Source organism: Rhodomicrobium sp. Az07 (assembly GCF_018619475.1).
Taxonomy (GTDB): Bacteria; Pseudomonadota; Alphaproteobacteria; order Rhizobiales; family Rhodomicrobiaceae; genus Rhodomicrobium.
Window position 1 is genome coordinate 141,985 of sequence record NZ_JAHFZG010000007.1, and the last position, 26,410, is coordinate 168,394.

General features: G+C 61.9%; 24 protein-coding genes and 1 pseudogene. 15 read left to right on the plus strand and 10 right to left on the minus strand.

Features of this window, described 5'->3' with window-relative positions; all coding sequences use genetic code 11:
- Window positions 1-89 precede the first annotated feature (89 nt).
- On the minus strand, window positions 90-1,352 hold the full coding sequence (gene tyrS, locus KKP04_RS07400; protein WP_215028607.1) for a tyrosine--tRNA ligase: 1,263 nt from the start codon (window positions 1,350-1,352) through the stop codon (window positions 90-92).
- Window positions 1,353-1,480: 128 nt separating this feature from the next.
- Here tyrS and KKP04_RS07405 point away from each other — a divergent pair, with 128 nt between their 5' ends.
- From KKP04_RS07405 to rpsO, 4 genes are all read left to right on the plus strand, one after another.
- On the plus strand, window positions 1,481-2,611 hold the full coding sequence (locus KKP04_RS07405; protein WP_215028609.1) for an anhydro-N-acetylmuramic acid kinase: 1,131 nt from the start codon (window positions 1,481-1,483) through the stop codon (window positions 2,609-2,611).
- 83 nt (window positions 2,612-2,694) lie between these two features.
- Window positions 2,695-3,081, plus strand: coding sequence for a 30S ribosome-binding factor RbfA (gene rbfA, locus KKP04_RS07410; protein ID WP_215028611.1), 387 nt, complete (start codon window positions 2,695-2,697; stop codon window positions 3,079-3,081).
- Between the two features lie 23 nt (window positions 3,082-3,104).
- Window positions 3,105-4,031: a tRNA pseudouridine(55) synthase TruB gene (gene truB / locus KKP04_RS07415; RefSeq protein ID WP_215028613.1), complete on the plus strand. Its 927-nt coding sequence runs from the start codon at window positions 3,105-3,107 to the stop codon at window positions 4,029-4,031.
- Window positions 4,032-4,067: 36 nt separating this feature from the next.
- Window positions 4,068-4,337: a 30S ribosomal protein S15 gene (rpsO, locus tag KKP04_RS07420; protein WP_215028615.1), complete on the plus strand. Its 270-nt coding sequence runs from the start codon at window positions 4,068-4,070 to the stop codon at window positions 4,335-4,337.
- A gap of 224 nt (window positions 4,338-4,561) precedes the next feature.
- Here the strand turns inward: rpsO and KKP04_RS07425 are convergent, their stop codons facing one another.
- On the minus strand, window positions 4,562-5,104 hold the full coding sequence (locus KKP04_RS07425) for a hypothetical protein (protein WP_215028617.1): 543 nt from the start codon (window positions 5,102-5,104) through the stop codon (window positions 4,562-4,564).
- A 408-nt stretch (window positions 5,105-5,512) separates the two neighbouring features.
- Between KKP04_RS07425 and KKP04_RS07430 the strand changes: the two genes are divergently transcribed.
- Entirely contained in the window at window positions 5,513-5,959 is a 447-nt protein-coding gene (locus KKP04_RS07430; protein WP_215028619.1) for a hypothetical protein, read from the plus strand.
- A gap of 93 nt (window positions 5,960-6,052) precedes the next feature.
- Here the strand turns inward: KKP04_RS07430 and KKP04_RS07435 are convergent, their stop codons facing one another.
- Window positions 6,053-7,249, minus strand: a complete 1,197-nt coding sequence (locus KKP04_RS07435) for a pyridoxal phosphate-dependent aminotransferase (protein WP_215028622.1) — start codon at window positions 7,247-7,249, stop codon at window positions 6,053-6,055.
- A gap of 171 nt (window positions 7,250-7,420) precedes the next feature.
- Between KKP04_RS07435 and KKP04_RS07440 the strand changes: the two genes are divergently transcribed.
- The 6 genes from KKP04_RS07440 to aat all read left to right on the plus strand — a co-directional run bounded on the left by KKP04_RS07440 (window position 7,421) and on the right by aat (window position 12,774).
- A complete protein-coding gene (locus KKP04_RS07440; protein ID WP_215028625.1) occupies window positions 7,421-8,794 on the plus strand; it encodes a M48 family metalloprotease in 1,374 nt (457 codons plus the stop codon).
- Window positions 8,795-8,829: 35 nt separating this feature from the next.
- Window positions 8,830-9,657, plus strand: a complete 828-nt coding sequence (locus KKP04_RS07445; protein ID WP_215028627.1) for a DsbA family protein — start codon at window positions 8,830-8,832, stop codon at window positions 9,655-9,657.
- Window positions 9,658-9,756: 99 nt separating this feature from the next.
- Window positions 9,757-10,224, plus strand: a complete 468-nt coding sequence (gene aroQ, locus KKP04_RS07450; protein WP_215028629.1) for a type II 3-dehydroquinate dehydratase — start codon at window positions 9,757-9,759, stop codon at window positions 10,222-10,224.
- Window positions 10,217-10,681: an acetyl-CoA carboxylase biotin carboxyl carrier protein gene (gene accB, locus KKP04_RS07455; protein WP_215028631.1), complete on the plus strand. Its 465-nt coding sequence runs from the start codon at window positions 10,217-10,219 to the stop codon at window positions 10,679-10,681. Before aroQ ends, accB begins: the two co-directional genes overlap by 8 nt.
- Before the next feature lie 12 nt (window positions 10,682-10,693).
- The gene (gene accC / locus KKP04_RS07460) at window positions 10,694-12,034 is read left to right on the plus strand and encodes an acetyl-CoA carboxylase biotin carboxylase subunit (RefSeq protein WP_215028633.1); all 1,341 of its coding nucleotides are present in this window, start codon (window positions 10,694-10,696) and stop codon (window positions 12,032-12,034) included.
- Between the two features lie 47 nt (window positions 12,035-12,081).
- Window positions 12,082-12,774, plus strand: coding sequence for a leucyl/phenylalanyl-tRNA--protein transferase (gene aat, locus KKP04_RS07465; RefSeq protein ID WP_215028640.1), 693 nt, complete (start codon window positions 12,082-12,084; stop codon window positions 12,772-12,774).
- Here aat and KKP04_RS07470 read toward each other — a convergent pair.
- From KKP04_RS07470 to KKP04_RS07480, 4 genes and pseudogenes are all read right to left on the minus strand, one after another.
- Window positions 12,672-13,109 (minus strand): DUF2155 domain-containing protein, encoded by a 438-nt coding sequence (locus KKP04_RS07470; RefSeq protein ID WP_215028642.1) that lies wholly within the window; start codon window positions 13,107-13,109, stop codon window positions 12,672-12,674. The two genes, aat and KKP04_RS07470, sit on opposite strands and share 103 nt — an antisense overlap.
- 253 nt (window positions 13,110-13,362) lie before the next feature.
- Window positions 13,363-13,884, minus strand: coding sequence for a trans-aconitate 2-methyltransferase (locus tag KKP04_RS07475; protein WP_251133963.1), 522 nt, complete (start codon window positions 13,882-13,884; stop codon window positions 13,363-13,365).
- Between the two features lie 43 nt (window positions 13,885-13,927).
- A pseudogene (locus KKP04_RS15500) lies at window positions 13,928-14,149 on the minus strand (class I SAM-dependent methyltransferase); the annotation flags it as partial.
- Window positions 14,139-14,537: an NADH:ubiquinone oxidoreductase subunit NDUFA12 gene (locus tag KKP04_RS07480; RefSeq protein ID WP_215028644.1), complete on the minus strand. Its 399-nt coding sequence runs from the start codon at window positions 14,535-14,537 to the stop codon at window positions 14,139-14,141. The gene KKP04_RS07480 and the pseudogene KKP04_RS15500, both read right to left, overlap by 11 nt.
- A gap of 213 nt (window positions 14,538-14,750) precedes the next feature.
- Here KKP04_RS07480 and thrS point away from each other — a divergent pair, with 213 nt between their 5' ends.
- The gene (gene thrS, locus KKP04_RS07485; RefSeq protein WP_215028647.1) at window positions 14,751-16,673 is read left to right on the plus strand and encodes a threonine--tRNA ligase; all 1,923 of its coding nucleotides are present in this window, start codon (window positions 14,751-14,753) and stop codon (window positions 16,671-16,673) included.
- 69 nt (window positions 16,674-16,742) lie between these two features.
- Here thrS and KKP04_RS07490 read toward each other — a convergent pair whose 3' ends face one another.
- Entirely contained in the window at window positions 16,743-18,770 is a 2,028-nt protein-coding gene (locus KKP04_RS07490; RefSeq protein ID WP_215028648.1) for an acyltransferase family protein, read from the minus strand.
- A 330-nt stretch (window positions 18,771-19,100) separates the two neighbouring features.
- On the opposite strand from KKP04_RS07490, the gene KKP04_RS07495 reads away from it, so the two are divergent.
- Window positions 19,101-20,360 (plus strand): type II CAAX prenyl endopeptidase Rce1 family protein, encoded by a 1,260-nt coding sequence (locus KKP04_RS07495; protein ID WP_251133964.1) that lies wholly within the window; start codon window positions 19,101-19,103, stop codon window positions 20,358-20,360.
- Window positions 20,361-20,404: 44 nt separating this feature from the next.
- Here the strand turns inward: KKP04_RS07495 and KKP04_RS07500 are convergent, their stop codons facing one another.
- Window positions 20,405-20,779: a hypothetical protein gene (locus KKP04_RS07500; protein ID WP_215028658.1), complete on the minus strand. Its 375-nt coding sequence runs from the start codon at window positions 20,777-20,779 to the stop codon at window positions 20,405-20,407.
- A gap of 7 nt (window positions 20,780-20,786) precedes the next feature.
- The gene (locus KKP04_RS07505) at window positions 20,787-22,814 is read right to left on the minus strand and encodes an ATP-binding protein (RefSeq protein ID WP_215028660.1); all 2,028 of its coding nucleotides are present in this window, start codon (window positions 22,812-22,814) and stop codon (window positions 20,787-20,789) included.
- Between the two features lie 578 nt (window positions 22,815-23,392).
- Between KKP04_RS07505 and KKP04_RS07510 the strand changes: the two genes are divergently transcribed.
- Complete coding sequence (locus KKP04_RS07510; protein ID WP_215028662.1) at window positions 23,393-23,800, plus strand: biopolymer transporter ExbD; 408 nt, start codon at window positions 23,393-23,395, stop codon at window positions 23,798-23,800.
- Between the two features lie 366 nt (window positions 23,801-24,166).
- Window positions 24,167-26,338 (plus strand): TonB-dependent receptor, encoded by a 2,172-nt coding sequence (locus tag KKP04_RS07515; protein WP_215028665.1) that lies wholly within the window; start codon window positions 24,167-24,169, stop codon window positions 26,336-26,338.
- Window positions 26,339-26,410: the final 72 nt, after the last annotated feature.

A 26,410-nucleotide genomic window follows, 5' to 3' on the forward strand; every position in this document is an offset into this window, starting at 1 on the left:
TCTGATTTGCGGTACGAGGCGGTAGGCCGCCGCCGGCGCGCGCTGTTGCGGCTTGCTGGAAAGATCTTCCCCGTTTCGGGTGCGACCGCCTATTGCGTGGGTTTCAACAGCACGTGGCGCTTCTTGCCGAGCGACAGCTTGATGACGCCCTCCGCATCCAGATTGGCAAGCGACAAGCTCGCGCGGTCGTCGGTAACGGTGACATCGTTCACCTTCAGCGCGCCGCCCTTGATCTGCCGCCGCGCATCGCTGGTGGAGGCGACAAGCCCGGCCTTCACCGCCGCGTTGAGGATGCCGACGCCCTCGGCGAGTTCGCCACGCGGTATTTCCACCGTCGGAAGCCCCTCCGCCGCCGCGCCTTCCTCGAAAGCGCGCCGCGCCGTATCGGCGGCAGCCTCCGCCGCCTCGCGACCGTGCAGCAGCGCCGTCACCTCGGTTGCGAGGATCTTCTTCGCCTCGTTGATTTCCGCGCCCTGAAGCGCCTCAAGCCGAGCGATCTCGTCGAGCGGCATTTCCGTGAACAGCTTCAGGAAGCGGCCCACGTCGCCGTCCTCGGTATTACGCCAATATTGCCAGTATTCGTAAGGGCTCAGAAGGTCGGCGTTGAGCCAGACCGCGCCGCCCGCCGACTTGCCCATCTTGGCGCCCGACGACGTTGTCAGAAGCGGCGTCGTCAGCGCGAACAGCTCGCGGCCGTCCACGCGCCGCCCAAGCTCCATGCCGTTGACGATATTGCCCCACTGGTCCGAGCCGCCCATCTGGAGCGCGCAGCCGTAGCGGCGCGACAATTCCAGGAAGTCGTAAGCCTGAAGCAGCATGTAGTTGAATTCGAGGAAGGTCAGCGGCTGCTCGCGGTCGAGCCGGAGCTTCACGGAATCGAAGGTGAGCATGCGATTGATGGTGAAATGCCGCCCATAGTCGCGCAGGAATTCGATGTATCGCAGGCCGGACAGCCACTCGTCATTGTCCGCCATGATCGCGTCGGCGGGGCCGTCGCCGAAGGTGAGGAAGCGCTCGTAAACGGTCTTGAGGCTCGCCTTGTTGAAGTCGATATCGGCCTGAGAGAGAATCTTGCGTTGCTCGTCCTTGCCCGACGGATCGCCGACCTTCGTCGTTCCGCCGCCGAGCAGCACGATCGGGCGATGGCCGCTCTTCTGCAAGATACGCAGCATCATGATCGAGATGAGATGACCGACATGCAAGCTCGGCGCGGTGCAATCGAAGCCGATATAGGCTGTGATCCGCCCCTCGGCCGCGCGCTTCCGCAGCCCCTCTTCATCGGAGACCTGATGAAGATAGCCGCGCCCCTTCAGGATCTCTACGAAGTCCGTGTGAGTTGCGGATGCGGCCATGGTCATCTCCTCCGCGCTGCCCACCTCGACAGGCGCTTTTCATGCGTGCTAGCAAGGCAGAACCATGTAAGGCATTGAGGCGGGGCGTCAACATTCGGTTGACTGGCGAAGCAACGAGGCGGTGGGAAATGAAGGCGATCGGGCTGATGAGCGGCACCTCGCTCGATGGCGTTGACGTCGCGCTGATCGACACGGACGGCGAGACGGTCGAGGCTTTCGGGCCGGGCAACGAATTCTCCTACGACACGGTGGAAGGCCAGCTTCTGCGCGAGGCTCTCGCCTCCGCCGTCGGCATCGCCAACCGCAGCGACCGCAGCGGCGTGCTGTCCGTCGCCGAAATCATGGTCACGCAGAAGCACATCGCCTGCGTGAAGGCGTTCGCGTCCATTCGCGGGCTGAACTTGCGCGAGATCGACGTCATCGGCTTCCACGGTCAGACAGTCGTTCACAAGCCCGAGAAAGGCCTGACGATCCAGATCGGCGACGGCCGCGGCATGGCCGAATCGCTCGGCATTCCGGTGGTTTACGATTTTCGCGCGGCGGATGTGGAAGCGGGCGGCGAAGGCGCGCCGTTCGTGCCGATCTATCACCGCGCGCTTGCGCTCAAAGCCGGATTGCCGCTTCCCGCCGTGTTCGTCAACATCGGCGGCATTTCCAACATCAGCTATATCCCCGAAGGCGGCGAAGAAGACATGATCGCCTTCGATGCCGGACCGGGCAATTGCCTCATCGACGACTGGACGCTGCGCCATAAGGGCAAGCCCTACGACGAGGATGCCAAACTCGCGCTGTCAGGCAAGGTGAATGCGGACGTGTTGCAGAAGCTGCTGCGCGATCCGTTCCTCACGAAGCCGGTGCCGAAATCGCTCGACCGCCTTTCCTTCAAGCTCACCGAGGTCGAGGGGCTCAGTCCCGCCGATGGCGCGGCCACGCTTACAGCTTTCACTGTCGCCTGCATCGCGGCAGCGCGCCATTTCATGCCCGAACGCGCGAAGACATGGATCATCTCGGGCGGCGGCGCACACAACCCCTACATCATGGCGGGCCTGCGCCGGGTGCTCGGCGCGGTCGATCCAGCACCTCTCGTCCAGACCGCCGACGACGCCGGGTTCAGCACGAACTTCATGGAGGCGCAGGCGTTCGCCTTCCTCGCCGTGCGCCGCCTCAAGGGCCTGCCCGCGAGCTTTCCGAAGACGACGGGCGCGAGCGGGCCGGTTGTTGGGGGCGTTGTCGCCGAATCCGGATCACCGAAGGGCTGATCGCGGACGGCGCCGAACACAATCGGCGGAAAGCCCCGCCTGCACCCGCTTGTTTCACGGCAAAAATCGCGTACTTTCCCGTCATGAAACCGACAAACGATTCAAAAGGCCCGTCGCAGCGCCAGCTCCGCGCGGGCGAGTTGCTGCGCCATGCGCTGGCCGAAATCTTCCGTCTGGAAGACATCGATGACGCCGAGCTTAAGGGCCAGATCATCACCGTCGCCGAAGTGCGGGTTAGCCCCGACCTGAAGCATGCCACCGTGTTCACAAGCGCGCTCGGCGGCAAGCCGGGCGATGTCATCGCCAAGGCGCTCAACCGTCATACGCGTTTTTTGCGTGGCGAGCTTGCAAGGCGCATCGAGTTGAAATATGTCCCGGAGCTTGTATTTCGGGCCGATCACGCACTCGATGCGGCGGAGCGCATCGACGAACTGCTGCGCTCCCCTGACGTCGCCCGCGATCTCAAATAGAATTTCAAGAGAAGCGAAAAGCGATGGCGCGCCGCAACAAGGGCAACGAGATTAACGGCTGGCTCATTCTCGACAAGCCGCAAGGGCTTACGTCGAATCAGGCGCTCTCGCGCCTCAAGCGGCTGTTCCACCCGAGGAAGGTCGGCCATGCCGGCACGCTCGACCCGCTGGCGACGGGCGTACTGCCCATCGCGTTCGGCGAGGCCACGAAGACGGTCGCGCATGTGGTCGATTGCGAAAAGTCCTACGACTTCACGATCCGCTGGGGCATCGAGACCGACACCGACGACGCCGAAGGCAAGCCCGTGCGCACGAGCGATGCTCGCCCGACCGCAGAACAGGTGCAGGCGGCGTTGCCGCAGTTCATCGGCGACATCATGCAGACGCCGCCCTGCTATTCGGCCATCAAGGTGGATGGCGAGCGCGCCTACGACCTCGCGCGCGACGGCGAAGTGGTTGAGCTTCAGCCGCGGCAGATTTCCGTCTACGAGCTTGAAATCGAGGAGACGATTTCGCCCGATCTCACGCGCCTTTACTGCGACTGCGGCAAGGGTACCTATGTGCGCTCCATCGCGCGCGATCTGGGCCGCGCGCTCGGCTGCTTCGGGCACATCGCGGCGCTCCGGCGCACGAGCGTCGGCCCATTCCACGAAGAGAATGCGATTTCGCTGGAAACGCTCGAAAACCTGAGCAATAGTGCCGACGGCTTCGGTGCTCTCATGGGCACGATCGCTCCTGTCGAGACGGCGCTGGACGGCATCCCGGCGCTCGCCGTGAACGGAGACGATGCGGCCAGGCTGAAGCGGGGGCAGTCCATCCTCATCAGAGGGGCGACGGCACCAATCCTGACAGGCCCGATCTTTGCAACCTCTCGCGGGGTTCTCATCGCCATTGGCGAGGTGGAGCGCGGCGAAATGCATCCGATCAGGGTCTTCAACATCCCCGCATAAGCCTTTTCAGGCACACAAAAACAACGGAGATCACCGATGTCGATTACCGCAGAGCGCAAGTCCGCGCTGATAACCGAATACGCCACGAAGCCGGGCGACACCGGTTCGCCGGAAGTTCAGATCGCCGTTCTTTCCGAGCGGATTTCGAACCTGACCGAACACTTCAAGACCCACAAGAAGGACAACCACTCGCGCCGCGGGCTTCTGAAGCTCGTCAGCCAGCGCCGCCGGTTGCTCGACTATGTGAAGGGCAAGGACGAAGCGCGCTATCGCGAAATCATCGGCCGCGTCGGTATCCGCCGTTAGGGGCGACGCCAGAGTCGGCTACCGAAGCCACGGCCGGGTTCAGCGCCCGGCCATTTTTCTGTATGGGTCACGGTCGGAAACCATCCGCACCGTCGCCGGTCAGCCGAACAAGGAACATCCCTGCTACAGCCCGGGTTGCCACCCCGCCAGCTCTTCAACCGCTGGCCTGCGCGCCGTATCCATGACCTTATGAGTTGCGTGCGTCGAGTTCCGCAAAATCGCCCTCATGGTCGATGGAAGAACAGGACGTCCGGCTGGTAGGTCTCCACGACGAGCGAAATCGGCGTGGCGCCGTTCGACAAGATCGCGCAGTGGCGAAGAATCGGCGCGGGCGCGTCGGCCTCGGGCGTCCAGAGCACATCCGACGACAGCGTTTCGCGCTGGAAATCGAGATCCTCGACCACGCGCCCGAACGGCGTCTCCGTTTCTTCGAGAAGGCGGTTCATCTCCGCGGAAAGCCGCGCGGGAATGTACCAGTTTTCCGCTTCGGACAGGAACTTGTCGCCGAAGAAGATGCGGACGAGGCGATAGCGCACCGCATCGCCCGACGAGACGGCGAGGCGCGCGCATTCTTCGCCGGTCAGCTCCCGCCGCGCGCCATCGCGATGCACTTCGGCCGCGAGCGCCGCGTCCGGCAGCCGCCCCGACGACCGGCACCAGCGGTCGAGCGTATCGGTCGCGCTCGGATGGGAAAGAAGCTCTGCGTTCAGCCTTTCGATCAGGGCGGCAATCGCGCCCGGCCGCGAAAAGCGATCCTGAAAATTCAACGTGTGTGCCTCATCTCGGAACGCCGTGGCCCGGTCGCAGCAGGGGCTGTTCGCCGAGCCTGATCGCTCACCATAAAGGCGGGAAAGCCCATCCATTCAAGGCCGAAGCGTCCGAAGAGTGAAAAGGCGCGTCGCTTCGGCGCGGCCATCCGGACCTGTCCGCGCTTCGCGGCGGAACGCGGTCTCCCTCGCACCCGGCGCTTCGAAACGCCGCAGCCCACGCTGCACAGGTAAAGGCGCGGTGAGGTGTTCAATTCAACAAGGCGGGTTTACGCAAACGCGCCGGTTGCATGAAGCGGGTTTTCGAGCCCGCATGCTCAAAACTGACAAATCGCTGACATCCCCGATCAGCAAAGCCTCACAGTCTGGGGCGCACGCTCTCGGCGTTGCAGCGACAGGAGGGTTTCCATGAAATTCGCAAAGACAGCACTTTTGGCGGCGCTCGGCCTCGCCCTTGCGACCGGGGCAGCGGCACAAGGTGGCATGGGCAGGGGCGGCGGAATGGGTATGGGTGGCGGTATGGGTATGTGGCAGGGGATCGTCACGAAGCTCTGTTCCCCCGATATCGAAAAGCACTGCGCCGAAGTCCCTGCCGCCGGTCAGCGCGATTGCCTCGCGGGCAAGATCAGGGAGTTGGCCGAGCCCTGCCTTACGGCAGTCGAGTCGACAGGCTCGGATCGCGGTCCGGGGAGCGGCCCGGTGGCGAGCCTCTGCATGACGGAAATCGCGAAATTCTGCTCCGAGATCGAGCATGTGCAGGGACAAGTGCGCCAATGCCTGACGCAGAAAAAAGCGGAGCTTGCGCAGCCATGCGTGGTCGCGCTCGAAAACACCGGCCCGGCCTGGGCCCGGTGACAGCGAGAGGGGCCGCGAGGCACGCCCGACGCCCGCGCGGCCCTTCTTTCGAGTTTTCATTTTTCGGCGGCCTGCTTTCAGCCCTCCATGCCGTCAGCGCCCCCACGCCTTAAGCCGCGCCGCCGCCTCGCGCATGCGCTCGAACGGCCCTGCATAGCTGAAGCGGATGAAGCGCCGCCCGTCTTCCTCGTCGAAATCGACGCCGGGGGTCGCCGCGACACCCGTCTCTGCCAGCATGCGGCGCACGAAAGCGGCTGAATCGTCGGTAATGCCGCTTGCGTCCGCATACAGGTAAAAGGCCCCGTCGGCGGGCGCGAGGTGGCCGAAGCCTGCGCGCGGCAGTTCTTCCAGAAGCAGGTCGCGGCTCCTTGCATACACGGCCTTGTATGCTTCCAGTTCTTCGACCGCGTCGAAGGCGGCAATTGCGCCCACTTGCGAAACGGCGGGCGTCGAAATGTAGAGGTTCTGCGCGACGCGCTCGAACACCCGCACGAGGCGCTCCGGCACCACCATCCAGCCGACACGCCAGCCGGTCATGGAGTAATATTTCGAGAAGCTGTTGATGACGATGGCGTCGTCCGAGAAGGCGAGTGCGGTCGCGGCCGGAGCGCCATAGGTCAGTCCGTGGTAGATTTCGTCCGAGACGTACCACGAACCCGCCTCGCGCGCGGTCTCGACGAGGCAGCCGAGATCGGCCGGAGCAAGGGCCGCGCCTGTCGGATTTGCGGGGCTTGCCAGAACCACGGCGCGCGCGCCGCGATCGCGGAAGGCGGCGGCAAGCGCATCCGGCGTCGGCGCGTAGCCTGTCGCCGCGCCCGCCGCGACAGGCACCGGCACGAGGTCGAGCACGCGCGCGATCTGGCGATAGCACGGATAGCCGGGACGCGGCAGCGCAAGCCCCTCGCCGGGGTTGAGAAGCGCGAGAAACGCCAGCACGAAGGCCGCCGACGAACCTGTCGTCACCACGATGCGCGACGGCGAAACGTCGACGCCGTAGGCATCGGCATAATGCCGCGCGATGCGCTCGCGAAGCGCCGGAAGCCCGAGCGCGTCCGTGTAGCCGAGTGGGCCTTCATCAATCGCGCGCTTGACGGCCTCGCGCACGCGGCGCGGCGCGGGCGTGCCCGGCTGGCCAACCTCCATGTGGATGATGTCGCCTCCCGCCGCTTGAAGCCGGTTCGCCTCGCGCATCACGTCCATGACGACGAAAGCGCCGATGGCGCTGCGACGCGACGACGAAAGCGCGTCTCGAACGAGCGTTTCTTTGATGGTCTGATTTTCGTCCGCCATCGTTCTCCATCCTTTCGCGAACCTCTCTTGGCCAGGAGCCGCAAGCGCGAGCCGCGCCCGCGTCATCCTTACGCCCGAATTTCACCGCGATTCTTCCGCAAAAATTTTCATTCGATGCAGATCCGCCGGCTCGGTAACTTTCGGAAGCGGCGCCACCGGGGTGGAAATTCCATGGCTTTACCACAAACGATTTCACGCCTGAGAAAATTGGCCGCGTCAGCGACAATTCTCGCGGCGGTTGCGAGCGCTCCGGCCTCCGCGCAACAGATCAGCCTCATCCGCGACGCCGAAACCGAGGCGCTTGTCGCCGATTACACCGCGCCGATCTTCCGCGCGGCCGGCGTCTCCGGCAACAATATCAAGGTTCATCTCGTCAACGACGGGAGCTTCAATGCGTTCGTCGTCGACGGGCGCAACATGTTCATCAACACCGGCGCGATCCTGCAATCCGAGACGCCGAACCAGATCATCGGGGTCATCGCCCATGAAACCGGGCACATCAAGGGCGGCCACATTACCGGCCTGAGGCAGCAGATCGCCAAGATGCAGACGGCGGCGCTCATGTTGCAGGTGCTGAGTATCGGCACCATGGTCGGAGGCGCGGCGAGCGGCAGCAGCGAGGTAACGCAGGGCGGCTCCGCGATGATGATGGGCGGCTCGCAGGTGCTGATGCGCTCGATCCTCTCCTATCGGCGGGCGCAGGAATCCGCCGCCGACCAGGCCGGTGTCGAGTATCTGACCAAGTCTCAGCAATCGCCCGCGGGCATGCTGAAGACCTTCCGTCATTTCGCGAACCAGTCGCTCGGCAACACCCGCGTCGATCCCTATATCCAGACGCATCCGGTGCCCGCCGAACGTATCGCGCAGCTTGAGGAAATCGCGAAGAAAAGCCCTTACTTCGACCGGAAGGATTCCGCGCAACTCCAGCTTCGGCACGATCTCGTGCGGGCGAAGATCGCGGCTTATACATGGAAGAACAATCCGCAGGCGGTCTTGCGCCAGTATAATGACAACGGCTTGCCTGCTCGCTACGCGCGCGCCATCATGAAATTTCACACCGGTGGCTATCCGGCGGCCGCGCCCGCACTCGACCAACTTATCGCCCAGCATCCTCGGAACCCTTGGTTTCACGAACTCAAAGGCACATTTCTCCTCGAAAGCGGAAGGGCGAAGGAAGCTGTCGGGCCGTTCCGCAAGGCGGTGTCCCTCGCTCCGAAGTCTGCTTTCATGCGCATCGAGCTTGCGCAGGCGATCCTCGAAAGCGGCAGCGGCAGCGCTGAGGAAGCGCTTCAACTGTTGCGCGTCGGAATGGTAGCGGAGGAGCAGTCCTATCTCGGTTATCGCCTTCAGGCACAGGCTTACAGCAAGCTCAGACGCTTCGCGGAAGCCGACCTCGCCTCGGCGCAGGCCGCGTTTCACAGGGGCGATGTGAAGGTGGCGAAGATGATGGCGGAGCGCGCGAAGAACGGTCTTGCCGCCGGGTCGCCCGGATGGATCAAGGCTGATGACATCGTGAACTTCAAGATGGAAAAGGTACGTGGTTAGCCGCTACCACGAGAACGGAAATCCCGGAGACATTGATGAAAACGATCATGAAAAGAGCCGCCGCGCTTGCCATCCCGGCGGCCGTGGCCCTGTCCCTTTCCGTCGCGGGCCCGATCGCGGCCTTCGCGCAGTCGGACAATTTCACTGAGGGACAGACGCGGTCCATCGAAAAAATCGTGAAGGACTATCTCGTTTCACACCCGGAAATCCTGCTCGAAGTTCAGGACGCCTTCGAAAAGAAGGCCGAAGCCAAGCGCGGCGAAGCCACGCGTTCGCGCATGCCCGAGTTTTATCGGAGCCTCGCGAGCCTGAAATCCGAACTCGCGCCGCTCACGATCGGCGAGGGCGATGTCACGCTCGTCGAGTTTTTCGACTACAATTGCGGCTACTGTCGCCACGCCCTGCCGCAGATCATGAAGCTTCTCGACGCCGACACGAAGGTGAAGGTGGTGTTCATGGAATATCCCATCCTGTCGCAAGGTTCGACCGAGGCCACCAAGATCGCCCTCGCCGCCGCGAAGCAGGGCAAATATTTCGACTTCCACAAGGCGATGCTCGCCGCTGGCCGCGCCAACAAGGAAAGCGCGCTCAAGGTCGCAGAACAGATCGGCCTCGACATGGAGAAGGTAAAGGCGGATAGTGCATCTCCCGAAACGGAAGCGCTCGTTGCAAAGATCGGCGAGATCGGCAAGCGCATGTTCGTTGATGGAACGCCGACCTTCGTCGTCGGCGACAAGGTCACACCGGGCGCCGCCGATTTCGACACGCTGAAGCGGAGCGTCGACGATACGCGCAAGGATGGCTGCAAGGCCTGCGCCGAAGCCGCCTCCACCACCGGTGAAAAGGGCGAGAAAAAGTCCTGACGCTTTTGCGCTCGGATACGAAAGCTGTTAACAAGAGCGCGGCCGGGTTCGCCCGGCTTGAGCGCCTTTTCCTTTTTCCAAATCGTTGGACCTGTTGCCTTGAAGCCGATCTTCATCCTCAACGGCCCGAACCTCAATCTCCTCGGCGAACGCGAGCCGGAGATTTATGGCGGCAGGACGCTTGCGACCATCGAGGAAGACTTGCGCAACCGCGCGGCCGCGCTGGATCTATCCATCGATTTTCGGCAGACGAACCATGAAGGCGTGCTGGTCGACCAGGTTCAGGAGGCGCGCCATGCGGCGTCTGGCCTCATTCTGAACGCGGGCGCATACACGCATACATCGATCGCAATTCATGACGCTTTGCGTGCGCTTTCGCTCCCGATCATCGAGGTGCACCTGAGCAACATTTACAAGCGCGAAGCCTTTCGCCATCACTCCCATGTGTCTTCGGCCGCAACCGGGGTCATCTGCGGACTTGGCGCGCAAGGGTACGGGCTCGCGCTCGACGCGGTGGCGGAGATCCTGAAATCCTCCGCTCCAATCAACCGGAGTCCCCATGCCTGAGACGGCCAGCAAATATCCGAATGAAGATCTGATTCGTAACCTCGCCCTGCTTTTGACCGAAACGGGCCTGACCGAAATCGAGATCGAGGAAAACAACCTTCGCGTCCGCGTCGCGCGCACGCTCAGTGTGCCGACGCATCTCGTCCCTTCCGGCTACGCGCCGCCCGCCACTGCCGGCGTCGGCCCCGGAGGCGGCGCGCCAGCGTCCAATCTCGAAAATCATCCGGGCGTCGTGACGTCCCCGATGGTCGGCACCGCTTACCGGTCCCCGGAGCCGGGCGCATCGACCTTTGTCGAGGTCGGCTCGCAGGTGCGCGAGGGCGATACGCTTCTCATCGTCGAGGCCATGAAGACGATGAACCAGATCGCCGCACCCCGCTCGGGCACTGTCAAGCGCATACTGGTGGAGAACGGGCAGCCCGTCGAATACGGCGAACCGCTCATGATCATAGAATAAGGCGGCAGGCTCATGTTCGACAAGATCCTGATCGCCAATCGCGGAGAGATCGCACTTCGCATCGAGCGCGCCTGCAAGGAACTCGGCATCAAGACGGTCGCCGTGCATTCCACGGCCGATGCCGACGCCATGCATGTGCGTCTCGCCGACGAAAGTGTATGCATCGGCCCGCCGGCGGCGAGCGAAAGCTACCTCAACATTCCACGCCTCCTCGCGGCCTGCGAGATCACGGGTGCCGACGCGCTGCATCCGGGCTACGGCTTTTTGTCCGAGAACGCGCGCTTCGCCGAGATCCTCGAAGAGCACGGTATCGCATTCATCGGTCCCACGCCCGAGCATATTCGGCTCATGGGCGACAAGATCCGCGCGAAGGAAACCGCGAAAGCCCTCGGCATCCCGGTCGTGCCCGGGTCCGGCGGCGCTGTCACGACGAACGAGCAAGCCATCGCCATCGCCCGCGAAATCGGCTTTCCGGTCCTCGTCAAGGCAGCGGCGGGCGGCGGCGGACGCGGCATGAAGGTCGCGCGCACGGAAGCGGAGCTGCCGATTGCGCTCTCGACCGCGCGCGCTGAATCCAAGGCCGCTTTCGGAGACGATGCGCTTTATCTCGAACGCTACCTTTCGAAGCCGCGCCATATCGAAATTCAGGTGATCGGCGATGGCAAGGGCAACGCCGTCTATCTCGGCGAACGCGATTGCTCGCTTCAGCGCCGCCACCAGAAAATCTTCGAAGAAACGCCCTCGCCCGCGCTCAATGAAGCGCAGCGCAAGGAGATCGGCGAGACGGTCGCGCGCGCGATGCGCAAGCTGAAGTACCGCAACGCCGGTACGGTCGAATTCCTCTACGAGGACGGAGAATTTTTCTTCATCGAGATGAACACCCGCCTTCAGGTGGAGCATCCGGTGACGGAGATGGTCACGGGCATCGACATCGTGATCGAACAGATCCAGATCGCGGCGGGCGCTGGCCTCTCCTTCACGCAGGAGGAAGTCCGCTTCGACGGTCACGCCATCGAATGCCGCATCAACGCGGAAAACCCGTCCACCTTCCGGCCGTCGCCCGGCAAGATATCCTACTTCCACCCGCCGGGGGGCCTGGGCGTGCGCGTCGATTCCGGCGTCTATGCGGGCTACACGATCCCGGCTTATTACGACAGCCTCATCGGCAAGCTGATCGTTCACGGCAAGAACCGCAATGAATGCCTCATGCGGCTGCGCCGCGCGCTCGGCGAATTCGTGATCGACGGTATCGAGACGACGATCCCGCTGTTTTCAACCTTGATTCAGCAATCGGACATCGTCGACGGGGTGTACGATATTCATTGGCTCGAAAAATATCTCCACAAGCACTAGATTAAAGGGACGGGTTCTTACGCGACGAAAAGGCAGGTTCGCGGACCATGGGATCGCCCTCTAATCTCAGTATCGAAATAACGCCGCAGGTTCTGCTCAAGGCTTATGCCTGCGGTATCTTTCCAATGGCTGAGAGCGCCGACGATACGACGCTCTACTGGATCGAACCGGAGCGGCGCGGCATCCTTGCCCTCGATGCGCTGCACGTGCCGCGCCGGCTTGCCCGCATTATCAAGCAAGGCAAGTTCGAGGTCCGCGTCGACAGCGACTATCACGGGGTGATCGAAGGCTGCGCGTCCTCGCGCGCGGGCCGCCGCACCACCTGGATCAACAGGCGCATCCGCGACCTTTACGCCGATCTCTTCGACATGGGTTACTGCCACACCATCGAGACATGGCGCGATGGCAAGTTAGTCGGCGGATTGTACGGCGTGGCGCTCGGGCGATCCTTCTTCGGCGAGAGCATGTTCTCCTACGAAACCGACGCGTCGAAGGTGGCGCTCGTCTATCTCGCGGCGAGGCTGCGCTATGGCGATTTCTGCCTGCTGGACACGCAATTCGTCACCGATCACCTGCGGCAATTCGGCGCTCAGGAAATCAGTCGCGCGGCGTTCCACCGGCGGCTGGAGCAGGCGCTTCAGGGCTTCGGCGCGTTCGACCGCCTTCCGTCCGATATGTCTGCCGAGGGTGTTTTACAACTCGTCAGCCACACGTCGAAGGTGGGATGCTCGACCGCGTGAAGCCCAGGGCTTTCCGCGAACGTCCATCCCGTGAAAATGCGATGCGAGGATCCGTCGAGAACGACCTCCTCGACCTCGATGAAGGCGCTTGTGAGCGGCGGTTCGGTGGAAGGCCGCGTGTAGCAGGCGCGCGGCGTGATCGTCAGAGCGCCGAACCTCGCCGTTCGCCCCATCGGTATTTCGAGCGGCTGAACGCGGCCCGTCACCTTGTCGAGCGCCGCGAACACCGCGATTGAATTGGTGATCCTGTCGGCGGACGCCGGAGCGCCAGATGCCACGAAAGCAAAACCGGCGAGGACGGTCGAAACAGCTATCTGCCGCGCATTCATGGTCATCCGGATAGCCTGGAAAGTTGAAGCATCGGCGCGCGCCGACACCTTGAGTTCTTGTTGTGATCGGCGTCCGGCATTTCCGGGCGCGATCGATCTTCCGAACCGCCAGCGGTGTGGCGGCCACGTTCACCAATAGATCAGCTCGCGTTAAATCCAAATCGATTTGACGCCTGAAGGCCGATCGAAGCCGCATCCTTCCGCGTCGAGCCGGTGTCCAATCGCGTTCAAGTGGGATGCGGCAAGCGACACAAGCGCCCTATCGCGGCAAAAGTCTGGCGGCGACGCGCAGGCGCACATAATCGGCCCACCAGCGCCCTTCTTCGTCACGCAAGCTCGGCCGCAGCAACTCGACCGCATGCGCCAGCGCTGCGTCGCGAATCTTCCCCTCGAACTGGTCGAAGAACGGCTTGCGGAAGGTGATGAGCCAGCCCTCGACACCCGTCGGGAGCGGCGTGGGGCGCGGCACGAGTTCGATGCGCTCGCACATGAGGCCGTTCTTGTAGAGAAGCGCTTCATAAGCGCGCGGGCTCGGAAAATACCAGGGATGCGCAAGCTCTGCATTCCCTCCGAAGAAACGCGCCGCCGAGCGAAGCGCGGTCACGATGGCGGCAACGTTACCTAAGCCGCCGAACTCCGCGACGAAGCGCCCGCCGGGCTTGAGTACGCCGCTGACGCCTTGAACGGCAACCTCGGCGCGGGTCATCCAGTGAAGCGCCGCATTCGAGAACACGGCGTCGAATTCGCGGGGGAGGTCGATGCCCGTCCATGGCGCGCACATCGAGGCCCCGCGCAGCGGCGGCGGCGCGTAGCTCTGCGCTTGTGTCGATGCCGAGAACCGACGCGCCGCGCTTTGCAATCTTCTCGGTCAGCGCGCCGTCGCCGCAGCCGATGTCGAGCACGCGCTCGCCCGGCTTCGGATCGAGCCACGACAGGATGTCCGCGCCGAGGTCGGAGACGAAGCGCGCGTTTTCTTCATATCCCGCCGCGCTCCAGCTCTGCTCGCCGACGGCCGCGCGCGCATGGCTTGGTGTCTTACTCGGCATTCCAGGGCTGGTAATCGCCGTCGCCCTTCGGCCGGCGCATCTCGCCGACGAGGCTTCCCTGCGGACGATAGGCCGCCGGCGTCCCGGTCAGGTTCGGCTCATGCGGCTTCTGCCAAGGGCGCGCGTGATAGGTTTCCTCGGTCGGCGGCGTGTCGACGATATAGTGTAGCCAGCCGAACCAGCCGGGCGGAACCTTGCTCGGTTCGGCATAGCCCTTGTAGATCACCCAGCGGCGCGGCTTGCCTGCCGTGCCTGTGCCGCTTGCGTCCTGGTAATAGCGATTGCCCTGCTCGTCTTCGCCAACGAAGAGTCCGCGCGCATTCGTGTAGAGCTTCGTAGACAGCGTCGCGCCGTTCCACCAGGTAAAAATATCGCTGAACCAGCCCATGCGTACCCTCGGTCTTTGACCGTGCCTTTTACGCGAATCACGCGCGGGCGTCTACCTATTCGCTTCGAGAAGCGACGCATCGCTCCGGGCTGTCCCGAAAGGTTGTGCAAGCCCCCTCCCCCACCGCCCGGTCTTGACATCGCGCGGCGCAAACGCCAATACGAGGCCATCCCAACATCTTACCCGCGCATGTAGGCGGGAGTGAGAGGCACCATGATTACGCTGACTTTCCCCGACGGTTCCGCACGTTCATTCGACGCCGCCATCACCGGCGCGGACCTCGCCGCATCCATCTCGAAATCGCTGGCGAAAAAGGCCGTCGCGGTTGCCCTCGACGGGCAGCTTGCCGACCTCGCCGACCCGATCGCGGCCGACGCGCGCGTCAGGATCGTGACACGCGACGACGCGGAAGCGCTGGAACTCATCCGCCACGACGCCGCCCATGTGATGGCCGAGGCCGTGCAGGAGCTTTTCCCCGGCACTCAGGTCACCATCGGCCCCGTCATCGAGAACGGCTTCTATTACGATTTCTACCGTGAAGAAAGCTTCACGCCCGACGACCTCGAAAAGATCGAGGCGAAGATGCGCGACATCATCGCGGCCGATAAGCCCTTCGTGAAGGAAGTGTGGTCGCGCGCCAAGGCGCAGGACTTCTTCGCGGCGGAAGGCGAGGGCTTCAAGGTCGAACTGATCGACGCGATCCCCGAGGATCAGGAACTCAAGATCTACCGGCAGGGCGACTGGCTCGACCTGTGCCGCGGCCCGCATCTGCCGTCCACCGGCAAGGTCGGCAAGGCGTTCAAGCTGATGCGGCTGGCGGGCAGCTACTGGCGCGGCGATTCAAGCCGCGAGCAGCTTCAGCGCATCTACGGAACGGCGTGGGCGAGCGACGAGCAGCTCAAGTCCTATCTTACGATGCTTGAGGAAGCCGAGAAGCGCGACCATCGCCGCCTTGGCCGCGAGATGGACCTGTTCCACCTTCAGGAAGAAGCGCCGGGCTCGGTGTTCTGGCACCCGAAGGGCTGGACGGTGTTTCAGGCGCTCATCGCGTTCATGCGCCGCCGCCAGCATGCGAGCGGCCATGTCGAGGTGAACTCGCCCGACATGATGGAACGGAAGCTCTGGGAGCAGTCCGGCCATTGGGAGAAGTTCGGCGAGAACATGTTCACGACCGAAACGCCCGACGAGCGCGTGTTCTGCTGCAAGCCGATGAACTGCCCCGGCCACATCCAGATCTTCAAGAACGGGCTGAAGAGCTACCGCGATTTGCCGCTGCGCATCGCCGAGTTCGGCAAGGTGCACCGCTACGAGCCGTCGGGCGCGCTCCACGGCATCATGCGCGTACGCCACTTCACGCAGGACGACGCACACATCTTCTGCACGCCGGCGCAGATCACCGAAGAATGCGTGCATCTCAACGAGCTGCTGCTGTCGATCTATCGCGACTTCGGCTTCGAGGATGTCGTTATCAAGCTATCGACGCGGCCCGAGAAGCGCGTCGGCTCGGACGAGGTGTGGGACAAGGCGGAAGCTGCATTGAAGGCCGCTGTAGAAGCGGCGGGCGAGCCCTATACGCTCAACCCCGGCGAAGGCGCTTTCTATGGGCCGAAGCTGGAATATACGCTGCGCGACGCCATCGGCCGCGAATGGCAGTGCGGCACGATTCAGCTGGACTTCAACCTGCCGGTACGGCTCGGGGCGTTCTACATCGGCGAGGATGGCGCGAAACATACGCCGGTGATGATCCATCGCGCGCTGTTCGGCAGCCTTGAGCGCTTCATCGGCATCCTGATCGAGAACTACGCCGGGCATCTGCCGCTGTGGCTCTCGCCGGTGCAGACGATGGTCGCGACCATCGTTTCCGACGCAGACGCCTATGCGGGCGACGTCGAAGCGGCGCTTGCTGCGGCGGGCGTTCGCGCCGAGACCGATCTTCGCAACGAGAAGATCAACTACAAGGTGCGCGAGCACAGCCTCGCGAAGGTGCCGGTGATGTTCGTCGTCGGCAAGCGCGAAGCGGAGGAGCGGACCGTGTCCGTGCGCAGGCTCGGATCGCAGGCGCAGGAGACGCTGCCGCTCGACGAGGCCGTCGCTCGGATCGCGGCCGAGGCCGTGCCGCCGGATCTGCGGCGGTAGCGTCGAACAGGAAATTGAGCGAAAAGGCCGGGTCGCCCCGGCCTTTTTTGTGCGTCGCACAAACCCCGATCAATTCGCGACCGGGTGAGTGAGCGAAGCGGCGTTTGTATTTTTCAGCTGGATGAAATCGGGCGGGATCGTTGATTTGAAAAGGTCGACAAGAGACATTGCACCAATGGGCGTCAAGTGGTTGCTGTCTACGTACAATGGTTTAGCATCCTTCGCGACACGACATTTGTCTTCCTTACAAAGACCCGGCACGGGCCAGAACACTTTTACCATTGGGTTCTCGACCGCCAATGATGCCAAAACTCGGTTTACATAGTTCAAATCCCGCTCCGCGTCCCGCCGACGAACGTAGAGGCACTTCTCGATCTCGCGTCCGAAAAAGCGAAAAACGGGCGGGCATTCCCTGAGGCCAAACCTCAAAACGGGAACCTGGCCCATAAGGATGACCTTGGTTCCTCTGTCGGTGAGACGCCTGATTTCTTCTTTCAGGCTCGCTTCGAAATTCAGGCGGGAAGATGTAGCATCGACCGCTTGGTCCAAAGTTCTGACGACAGGATAACGGCTCGCATACAGCCAGTATCCCGCTATCACCACAACTCTAGGATTTTCGGCAAGAATGCGATTGAAAGCGATTTTTTTTCTTTTAAAACAGCCTCTTCCACGATCTTCATCCGATGCCACATAAACGTCGAGTAAAGGTTGGCATCCGCGGTGGGTATAAGCCGCTGCATCGCCGTAAACTGCCTTCAAGAGCGGTCGGAAATGTTCTGCGTGCGAGTCGCCCCATATAATGACGCCGGTGCTGACCGTGGAAGCCGGCGCGCCTAACTCGCACCTCGACAGCCGAGGCTCAATGGCTTCTACATGCGTGCAATCTCGCCCGTTCCGTTGAGGAATTGCCTTCACCAAGCGTTCGATGTCGGCTGGAAAACGCCACAGCGCTCCCCGCGATTCCTGCACGTAACTGCCAAAGGCGATCAGCGCGACGGCAATGGCTCCGCCGCCGTAGGCAGAGCGGTTGAACGACCATCTGAACCCGCTTGCGGGCTCAGACGCGATGAGGGCGCCTCCCTGGGCTTTTCGGAAGGGCTGCTCGACATATCGCCAGGAAAGAAAGGCGATCAGCGTAGCAATCGCGACCAGGATAGCGGTTTCCTGGCCCGTCAACTCGCGCTTCAGGAGATAGTGTGGAAAGGCGAGGATCGGCCAATGCCAGAGATAGAGGGAATAAGAAATCAGGCCAAGAGCCACGATCGGGCGGAGACTGAGTATTTTCCCGATGAGACTGCGATGCTGACCTTCCGCGAAGATGACGAGGGCGCAACCAAGGACTGGCGGAACGGCAAAAAATCCCGGGAACGGAGTGGAGGCGTCGTATGCCACGACCGGCACGGCAATGAGCACAACACCAAGAACCGAAAGGGTCGTAGCAACCGCTTTCGATCCAATCCTCGGCAGATGCCCGAGTGCGATCAGGGCGCCCGCGAGCAACTCCCAACCCCGTGAAGGCAGGTGATAAAACGCGGACTTCGGCATGAAGTGCAACAGCAAGATGGCCGTGACGAGCGACAACGCTGCCAGTGACCACACAATCAGTCTCTCTCTGCGTGGCGAGAGAGAGACCGCAGCGACTAAAATGATTGGCCAGAACAGGTAAAACTGCTCTTCCACCGATAGCGACCACATGTGGAGGAGCGGATTATCTTGTGATGTTGGGTTGAAATAGTTTTGTTCCGCAGCAAGCCGAAAATTCGAGACAAATAGGATCGTATAAATGAGCATACGGCCATATTGGATCAGGTCGGTTGGCGCAAGAATAACGAGGCTTGCCACGGCCACTGCCGCCAACAGCGCGAAAAGTGCAGGCAAAATCCGCCGAGCGCGCCGGGCGTAGAATCCCACCCAAGAAAAGTCTCCTTCGGCCCTCGCTTTCGCAATGATCGAAGTGATGAGAAAGCCGGAGATCACAAAGAAGACATCGACCCCGACATAGCCGCCTGAAAAAAGCTGGCTTCCTGAATGGTGTAGCACGACTGACGCGATTGCGATGGCACGCAAACCGTCAATCTCCGAACGATAGGTGATCATAAAAAAGCTCCCCCAAAACGCGGGGAAGCCTATGAAGCCTTGGGGCTTCAAACAAGCGGCGAAGCGCAACGAAGCGAAGCTTGTGCCGAACAAGTGTCTTGCGCGACACGCAATGTTACGCATCGCAATAAGACGTAAGCCTGCGCGCCGCGCGCGTCATCGGTCAAATTGCAATGAAATGTGAACGCGAAGGCCGTCCGGTTCAGCTACTCTTGGTAGGATACCAAGCATAACAGGCATGCGCGGGGATCGTTTTATCATTGCGTGGTTTTGAAGAGCATACACTGGAGAAATCGATAGACTGGATCTGAAGAACGGTTTTGGGAGCATATGGTTGAATTGGCAAACACTCTGGCCGCTCCGGCCCTGCCTCGCCTTCACGCGAAGGTCAAGAACAACTCTATAGAGATTCCCCGAAATCCTCTGTTTTCGAGCCTTACGCGGCAACAAATCAGGCTCATCCTTCCGCACATCAAGTTCAAACGCTTGAAGCCAGGCCGGGAAATCCTTTCCGAGGGGCAAAGAAACCCCGGTAAACTTTTCATTGTCATCGAAGGTCAGGTGGCCGCCACGAAACTCGGCCTTTCGCCTATCGAAGGACAGCCCACATCCTACGAAATCGGGCTCATGCGCCGCGGCGATCTTTTCGGCGAGCTATCCTTTGTCGATGGAAAGCCGAGCGCCCTGTCGTTCACGGCTACGGTTGAGGCAACGGTCGCCGTGCTCGACCTCAGCGGTTCGGCCCGGCGACGAACCACGAGGCGCCTTCGGGAGATCGTGACGAGCAAACTTCGCCATCACATGGCGCGGCATGCAGATGAGTCGGTGTCGCTGCGCGTCAGCACGCTGCAACTGGAAAACGAGTTCTCGGCCTACCGCAATGGCGTCGGACATATCGTCGTGACGACACTGTGCCTCCTGTCCTGCTACACGCTGACGCTCAGTTTCCTGCCGGGCTTCAAGAGCCTGGCGCATGCAAATTTCGCGCTGTCGCCGCTGATCATCCTGCTTTTCAGCCTGTCTTTCATTCCTATAATCGCCACCAGCGGCTTTCCTTTGAGCTTCTTCGGTCTCCAGCTCCGCAACTGGCGCCCGGCGCTGGCTTATTCATTGCGAATGTCGCTGCTTTTTATCGTGTTCTTCATAGGGATCAAGTGGGTTCTGATCCACACGACGGAGAGCTTCGCCGACGTGTCGCTGATCGATGGCGCGAATGTCCAGGTCGGCGGGCAGACCGAGACGGATTCGGCATGGTACTGGATCGCGCTCACGGTTTATCTGTTGCTGACGCCGATGCAGGAGTTCGTTGCGCGCTCCGGCATTCAGGCACCGCTCTACGCCTTCCTGCATGGCAGCGAATTCAAGCGCCGCTGGGCGTCGATCCTCGCTTCGAACCTCGTTTTCGCTGCCGCGCATGCGCATATCAGTCTCGCCTTCGCTCTCGCCGCGTTCCTGCCCGGCATGTTGTGGGGCTGGATCTTCGCGCGCACCAATTCGCTGATGGCGGCCACGGTGTCGCATATTCTCATCGGCGGCTCGGGTATGTTTCTGTTCGGGGTGGAAACAATGGTCGAGAGGCTTTCGCCCTGAGCGGGTCGCGAACGTTTCTTCCACGCTGAACGATGGCGACGGCCTTATTCCGGCCGCTCGAGACAGATCCAGAGGCCGCCATCCGCCGCCGACTGAATACGAACAGTCATTTCGCCGTTCGGATCGTCGAAATCGCCGACCCAACCCAGTTCGAAATCCACCACGCCATGACGGGCGGCTTCGTCGATGCGGCCCTTGAACTCGGGCGTAGCCATGCACGGCGCGATGTTGACGAAAAAGTCAATGCCGATCGCTGGCCGCTTCTTCCACCCCGATTGCCGTGCCTCCGTCCGGCTGAAGAAAACGACGAGTCCGCTTGTATCCAGTTTTATCACGCCGAAGGGTAGGTCATGCCGCTCCTCGTCGGAGAGCGCTTCGAGCTTTCGGGCGATCTTCGGATCGGCGAACGAAACGGGCATGGTGGCCTCAAGGGTCCAAGTCGGCGAAGGTTGCGATGCCGAAAAGATGAGTAATAGTCTGATTGTTGTCGGAAACAGGCAAGACCAATCGTTCGAAAAGCGTCAATTTGCCCTCGGCAAGCGAGACACGCGCGTAATCGAAATAGGCGACGCCCTTAAGGCATCTCTTGTACGCGCGCGCGATCGGACTGAAGGCGTGTTCAGCGTCATCGCCCAGCATTAAACCTTCAAGGGGAGCGCCATATCTTTGGCTCAACGCGCTTCCAACGCGCAAAAAGCGGAAGGATGGGCTGGACCACTCGCCCAGAACTTCAACGAGAAACGTGTCGGCCATATCCCGCGCTTCGAAAATGCGTGCTTCGGCCAGCAAAGGAAGGCGGGCCTTTTCGGCGAGAACCGTGCGCCAGAGTTCGTAAATCGTTCGAACGCGCGCGCCGCGGACCCTCTCTCGAACCCTGTCAGCGAGCCTGAGCGCTTCATCGGGCACGATAGCGGGCGGAATGCGTGCGAGCTTCTCCAGCACGGCGCGGCCGAACAAGTCTTCCGGCAGGGGCTTGCGCAAAAGGATTCCGCCCGATGGAATGCGGGCGGTCGCCCGCGCCTCTGCGGTGTAAATGAACGGCGGCGCGCCGCCTTCGTGCGACTCCAGCAGATCGAGGCTTTTTCGCAAGGCGGGATCGAGCGACCATACGACGAGATCGGGCCTGTTCGCCATCATTTCGGCCGCAGCCTGATCCGGCCCCCCGGCCTCGGACACGGTGTATCGCAGTCGTCGGAGCAAGGAGGCGAGCGTTGCCCTGGCGGAGCCGTCGCTTTCGACAAGAAGGATGTGAGCGTCGCCATGGAGATCGGCTTCGAGCCCCGACTTCGCCGCGGGTTTGGCGTCACATAGGGCGGCGCGCGGCATATAGAGGGAGACCCGTGTTCCGAGGCCCGGCGCGCTGTCGATGCGGACGCTGCCGCCCGCCTGTTCCGCGAGACTGTAGGCCGAGGCGAGGCCAAGTCCGCTGCCCTTGCCCTTGGCCTTTGTCGTGAAGAAAGGCTCGCCTGCCCGTGCAAGGGCTTCCGGCGTCATGCCCTTTCCGGTGTCGGCGATCGAAATCACGACGTAGTCGTTTGCGGCAAGCCCGAGCGGTCTTTCGTTGGCGCGGCAATTCGCGACCGAAATGCTCAAACGGCCGCCGTCTTGCATGGCATCGCGCGCGTTGGCGACGAGGTTGAAGACCGCCGCCTGAAGTCTTCCCCGCGATGTGAGAACGGGCCACGGATCGTCTTCGCAAGTGAAATCGATGGTAACGCCGGCGCCTGCGAGATGGCGGAGAAGGTCCGCATCTTCGAAAAGGATGCCGTCGAGATGGACGAGTTCCGAGGATTCCGGATCGGCTCTGGAAAAGTCGAGCAGTTCCCGCACGAGCGTCGCGCCGCGGGCGATGGCGGCGTCGACATGTTCGAGCGCCGCCGCCGCTTTCGTCGGGTCGCCCTTTTTCATGAAGCGCGAGGCACTCGCCATGACGGTGAGAACGTTATTGATGTCATGAACCACGCTGCCGACGAATTGCCCGAGAAGCGTCAGCTTCTCCGATTGCGTCACCTGTTTCCGCGTTTCGGCGAGTCGCTTCGACTCCTCCGAGAGCTGGCGTGAAAGGCCTATGAGCGTCGCGCGGTGCTCCGCGATCAGAGCGGAAGACTCATCGGCCTGCGAGACGGGGCCTCCGCCGAGGCTGTGGGCGAAGACAAGGAAGCGTGCCGTTGTCCATGACGCGTCGGATATGGGGCAGACCGTAACGGCCCACCATGACAGCGAAGGCGCATCGCGTGTCGTCGAAATCCTCCCGGCAGAGCGAAACAATATCGCGGTTGCGCGCTTGCCTCCACGTGCGTTTGCAAGCAACTGCTCCGCCTGCGCCTGAACGTCTTCCGGCCAGAGCCTGTGCCACGGCTGGCCTTCGATCTCCCCGGTTGCGCCAAGGGCCATCGCGTCGCAGGCCCACTGATTGATGGAAAGAATAGCGCCGCATTCATTGAGTAAAGCCATGCAGTTCCGTGCAGAGGCCATCAGTTCCTCAAGGATAGACGGCATCGCATGGTCTTGCTGAATCGCAGACTTTTCTTCGAACCCGGACAGGAAGCGTCTCGCGGACGGCTGCATGAATCACCTCGGTCTTTGTTTAGCATAAGACCGCGCGAGGGTTCATGCACGCTGACAAATGGGTTAATCGCGCTGCCGTGGGTGCTGGGCCGGGGTCGAGTTAGCGGGAAACCCGTGTGTCGCCATAGATCGGATGGGCGTCGCGCATTTCCTCTCTTGGAGTGCGCTCAACAAGGAGGTGCGCAGTTCCGCGCGCCTGCCGCTTTCCACAGCGGATCGACCTCCTTCTCGCATCAGGCAATACGCGAGTTAACCCGGGTAGACCCACGCGGTCCCCTCCAAAAGGCGCCGCTTGCTTGCATACCAAGCTCGGTCGGCGGGCCGACGTGCCGCTTCACGCCTTCTCCAAGCTATGACAATTCGGCCACGTCATTGGCCTGTTAAAAATCGTTCACACCTCTGTCATGCCCCTCAGGCTGTTTTACAGTCGGGCAAAGGTGGGGACCGGTTTACCGGCAATGGGCATGAGAAACTGGCCAGAAAAACGGCGTCAACATGCACGCATCGAGATCATTCCGATGATCGATGTGATGATGTTTCTCCTTGTGTTCTTTGTTCTCATAAGCATCAACGTTCTTCCGGCGCTCGGCCTTAAGATAAAGCCGCCAAGTTCTGCTTCCCCAGATCAAGTGACGGAGCGCCAACGCTCGATGGTCGGTATCGACCGCGACGGCAAGATCTTCCTTGATGGGGAGCCGATCGACATTGCCGACCTCCCTGACCGCCTGCGAGCCCTCGAAGAGCCAAACAAGAAACTTGCCGTCGTCATCGCAGGCGACGAGGGCGCCGCATTGCAAAACGTTGTCAGTGTTCTCGACGCCCTGAAGCTGGCAGGCGTCGCCAGCGCTCAGATCGTTGCGCGGCCAAAGTGATATGGATGAGAGAGCGCACCGAAATCATCAGCAACACTTCGGGGATCGTAATCGCTGCGGTCCCGATCGGGCTCGTTCTTCATTCGCGGCCGGCGCTTCCCGGCCCGGTTCTGGGGGCAGGCGAGCCGGTGGAGATTTCTCTCGAAGCAGCGCCGGAAGAGCCGAAAGAGGAACCGAAGGAGGAGAGCGCGGCCGCGCCGCCGCCATCGGAAGAGGTCAAGCCGCCCGAGGAGGTCACGCCACCTCCCCCGCCGCCGCCTCCTCCTCCGCCGCCGCCCGAGGAAACGGCACCCATTGCGGACACTCCAGCCGCCACACCGACGGAAGAGGAGTCGCCTGTGCCACCGGAGCCGCTCATCGATCCCGATGGAGTGGCCGCGGCGCAGCAACAAGCACGCGAGGCAGCGCGCGAAAAGGAGGCATCGGCCTTCCGCTCCTGCCTTCAGACGTCCGACCGTTGCGCTCGCACAGCCGGGCCTCACCGCGTCGCCGACCGACTACGGCGCGCTTCTCCAGACCACGGCATCCGCGACCGCTCCGGGCGGCACCGGCACCAGCACCGAAGTCAAGGTTACGCCCGGCGGCGTGACGCGCCAGGACATCGGCGGCGGTTACATGATCCTCGAACAGGCGACGAAGACGCGCTCCACCGTGACGCGCGACGCCATCGACAAGCAGTCGCCGACCTCGAACCCCTATCAGATGATCAATCTTCTGCCGGGCGTCATCCAGTCGAGTTCGGATAACACGGGCCTCAACGGCGGCAACATCCGCCTGCGCGGTTTCAACTCGGACCACGTCGGCATGACCATCGAAGGCATGCCGGTGAACGACTCGGGTAACTACGCTCTTTACCCGCAGGAATACGTCGACTCCGAGAACATCCAGCAAATCTCCATCGCGCAAGGGTCGCCGGATCTCGACTCGCCGCATGTCGGCTCCGCAGGCGGCGTGATCAACATCTACATGCGCGATCCGTCGAAGGACGCAGGCGCTTATGCTTCCTTCTCGGCCGGTTCCGACGCCCTGTTGCGCACCTTCACCCGCATCGAGTCGGGCGAGATCAACGGCGTCAGCGCCTATGTCAGCTACTCGAAACTCTCGAAGGATCACTGGATCGGGCCAGGCAGCGACGACCGCGAGCACATTGACTTCAAAGCGAAGTGGGAGTTGTCGCCCGGCAACACGATCCGCTTCGCGGCGATCTACAACGATGCGCTGAACAACTTTTACAGGAACCCGACGAAAGCGCAGTCAGGCCAGCCCTATAGCGCTTGGGGCTACAAGACCTCTCCTGGGGTTGCTCCCGGATTTGTCTCGAACTACTATGGCTATGCTATGAACCCGTTCAAGAACTTGATCTTGAGCGCGCCATCAAACTTCACTCTCTCATCAAATTTGAAGTTCGACACGATTCCGTACTACTGGTACGGCTACGGCAGTGGCGGCGGCACCCAGACGATTTCGGAGACAACCGGCCTCCCCTCATTCGCCCCCTGGGGCAATATCAACGTAACGGGCGACATCAACGGCGGCGGCACGACCGACAACATCCGTTTCTACAACCCGTCGATCACCGAGACGCATCGCCCCGGTGTCATCAATAAGTTTACATATGACTACGGCAACCACCAGATTGTGGCAGGCCACTGGTTCGAATATGCGATGCACCACCAGTGGGGGCCTTATGCCAGACTGAATGCGAACGGAACTGTTTCTGACTACTTCGCGGATGCGGGCGGGATCAGCGTCTCGGACATCACGGGCGCGGCCTGCACAAATCTCGTGACCGGTCTCGGCACCACCTGCCCGAACGGCCAGATACAGAAGCGCAACTGGCAGACGGATACCATGACCAACATGGTCTTCCTCGGCGACACCTGGAAGGCGACGGAAAAGCTGACGGTCATGTACGGCGTGAAGCAGGTCTGGGTCGACCGCACCGTTGACAACCGGCTGCCGGGTGGCGTCGAGCAGAGCCTCTACGACACGGCGACGCTCCCGACCGCGGGCGTCCGCTACAAGATCGACAAGGACAACACGGTTTTCGCGAACTTCGCGACCTCCTTCCGCTCGCCGCCGAACTACACGCTGACGCCGGCCGGCAACTACATCCTCAACTCGACGGTCCCGATGGAAGAGGGCAAGTCCTTCGAAATCGGCCATCGCTATCAGGGCACGACGTTCGCGACGTCTGTCACTGCGTTCTATGGCACGTTCCAGAACTACCAGGTTTCGACCAACATTTACGATGTGAACGGCGCCAGTCAGCAAGTTACCGTTAATGCGGGCGATGTCATTAACTACGGCATCAACGCAGAGCTTGGGCTGCGGCCGATCTACAACCTCCGGCCGTATATTTCCGCCGAATTGATCCGCACCGAGATGCTCGACAACTCGCTTGAGGCATACGGCACGAAGAATGGCAGCAAGGTGAACGACTACCTTCGCACCAGCGGGAAACAGCTTCCCGGCGCGCCGAACTACTCGTTCGGTTTCGGCCGAGGTTGTGTGAGAAGTCCAGCTTTGGAACAGTGAATCTGCCTAGACTCTCCTCGCAAGGCGGCGAGGAGGATTCGATGACGAGCTTTGTGCGCGGGGCGGATCGCA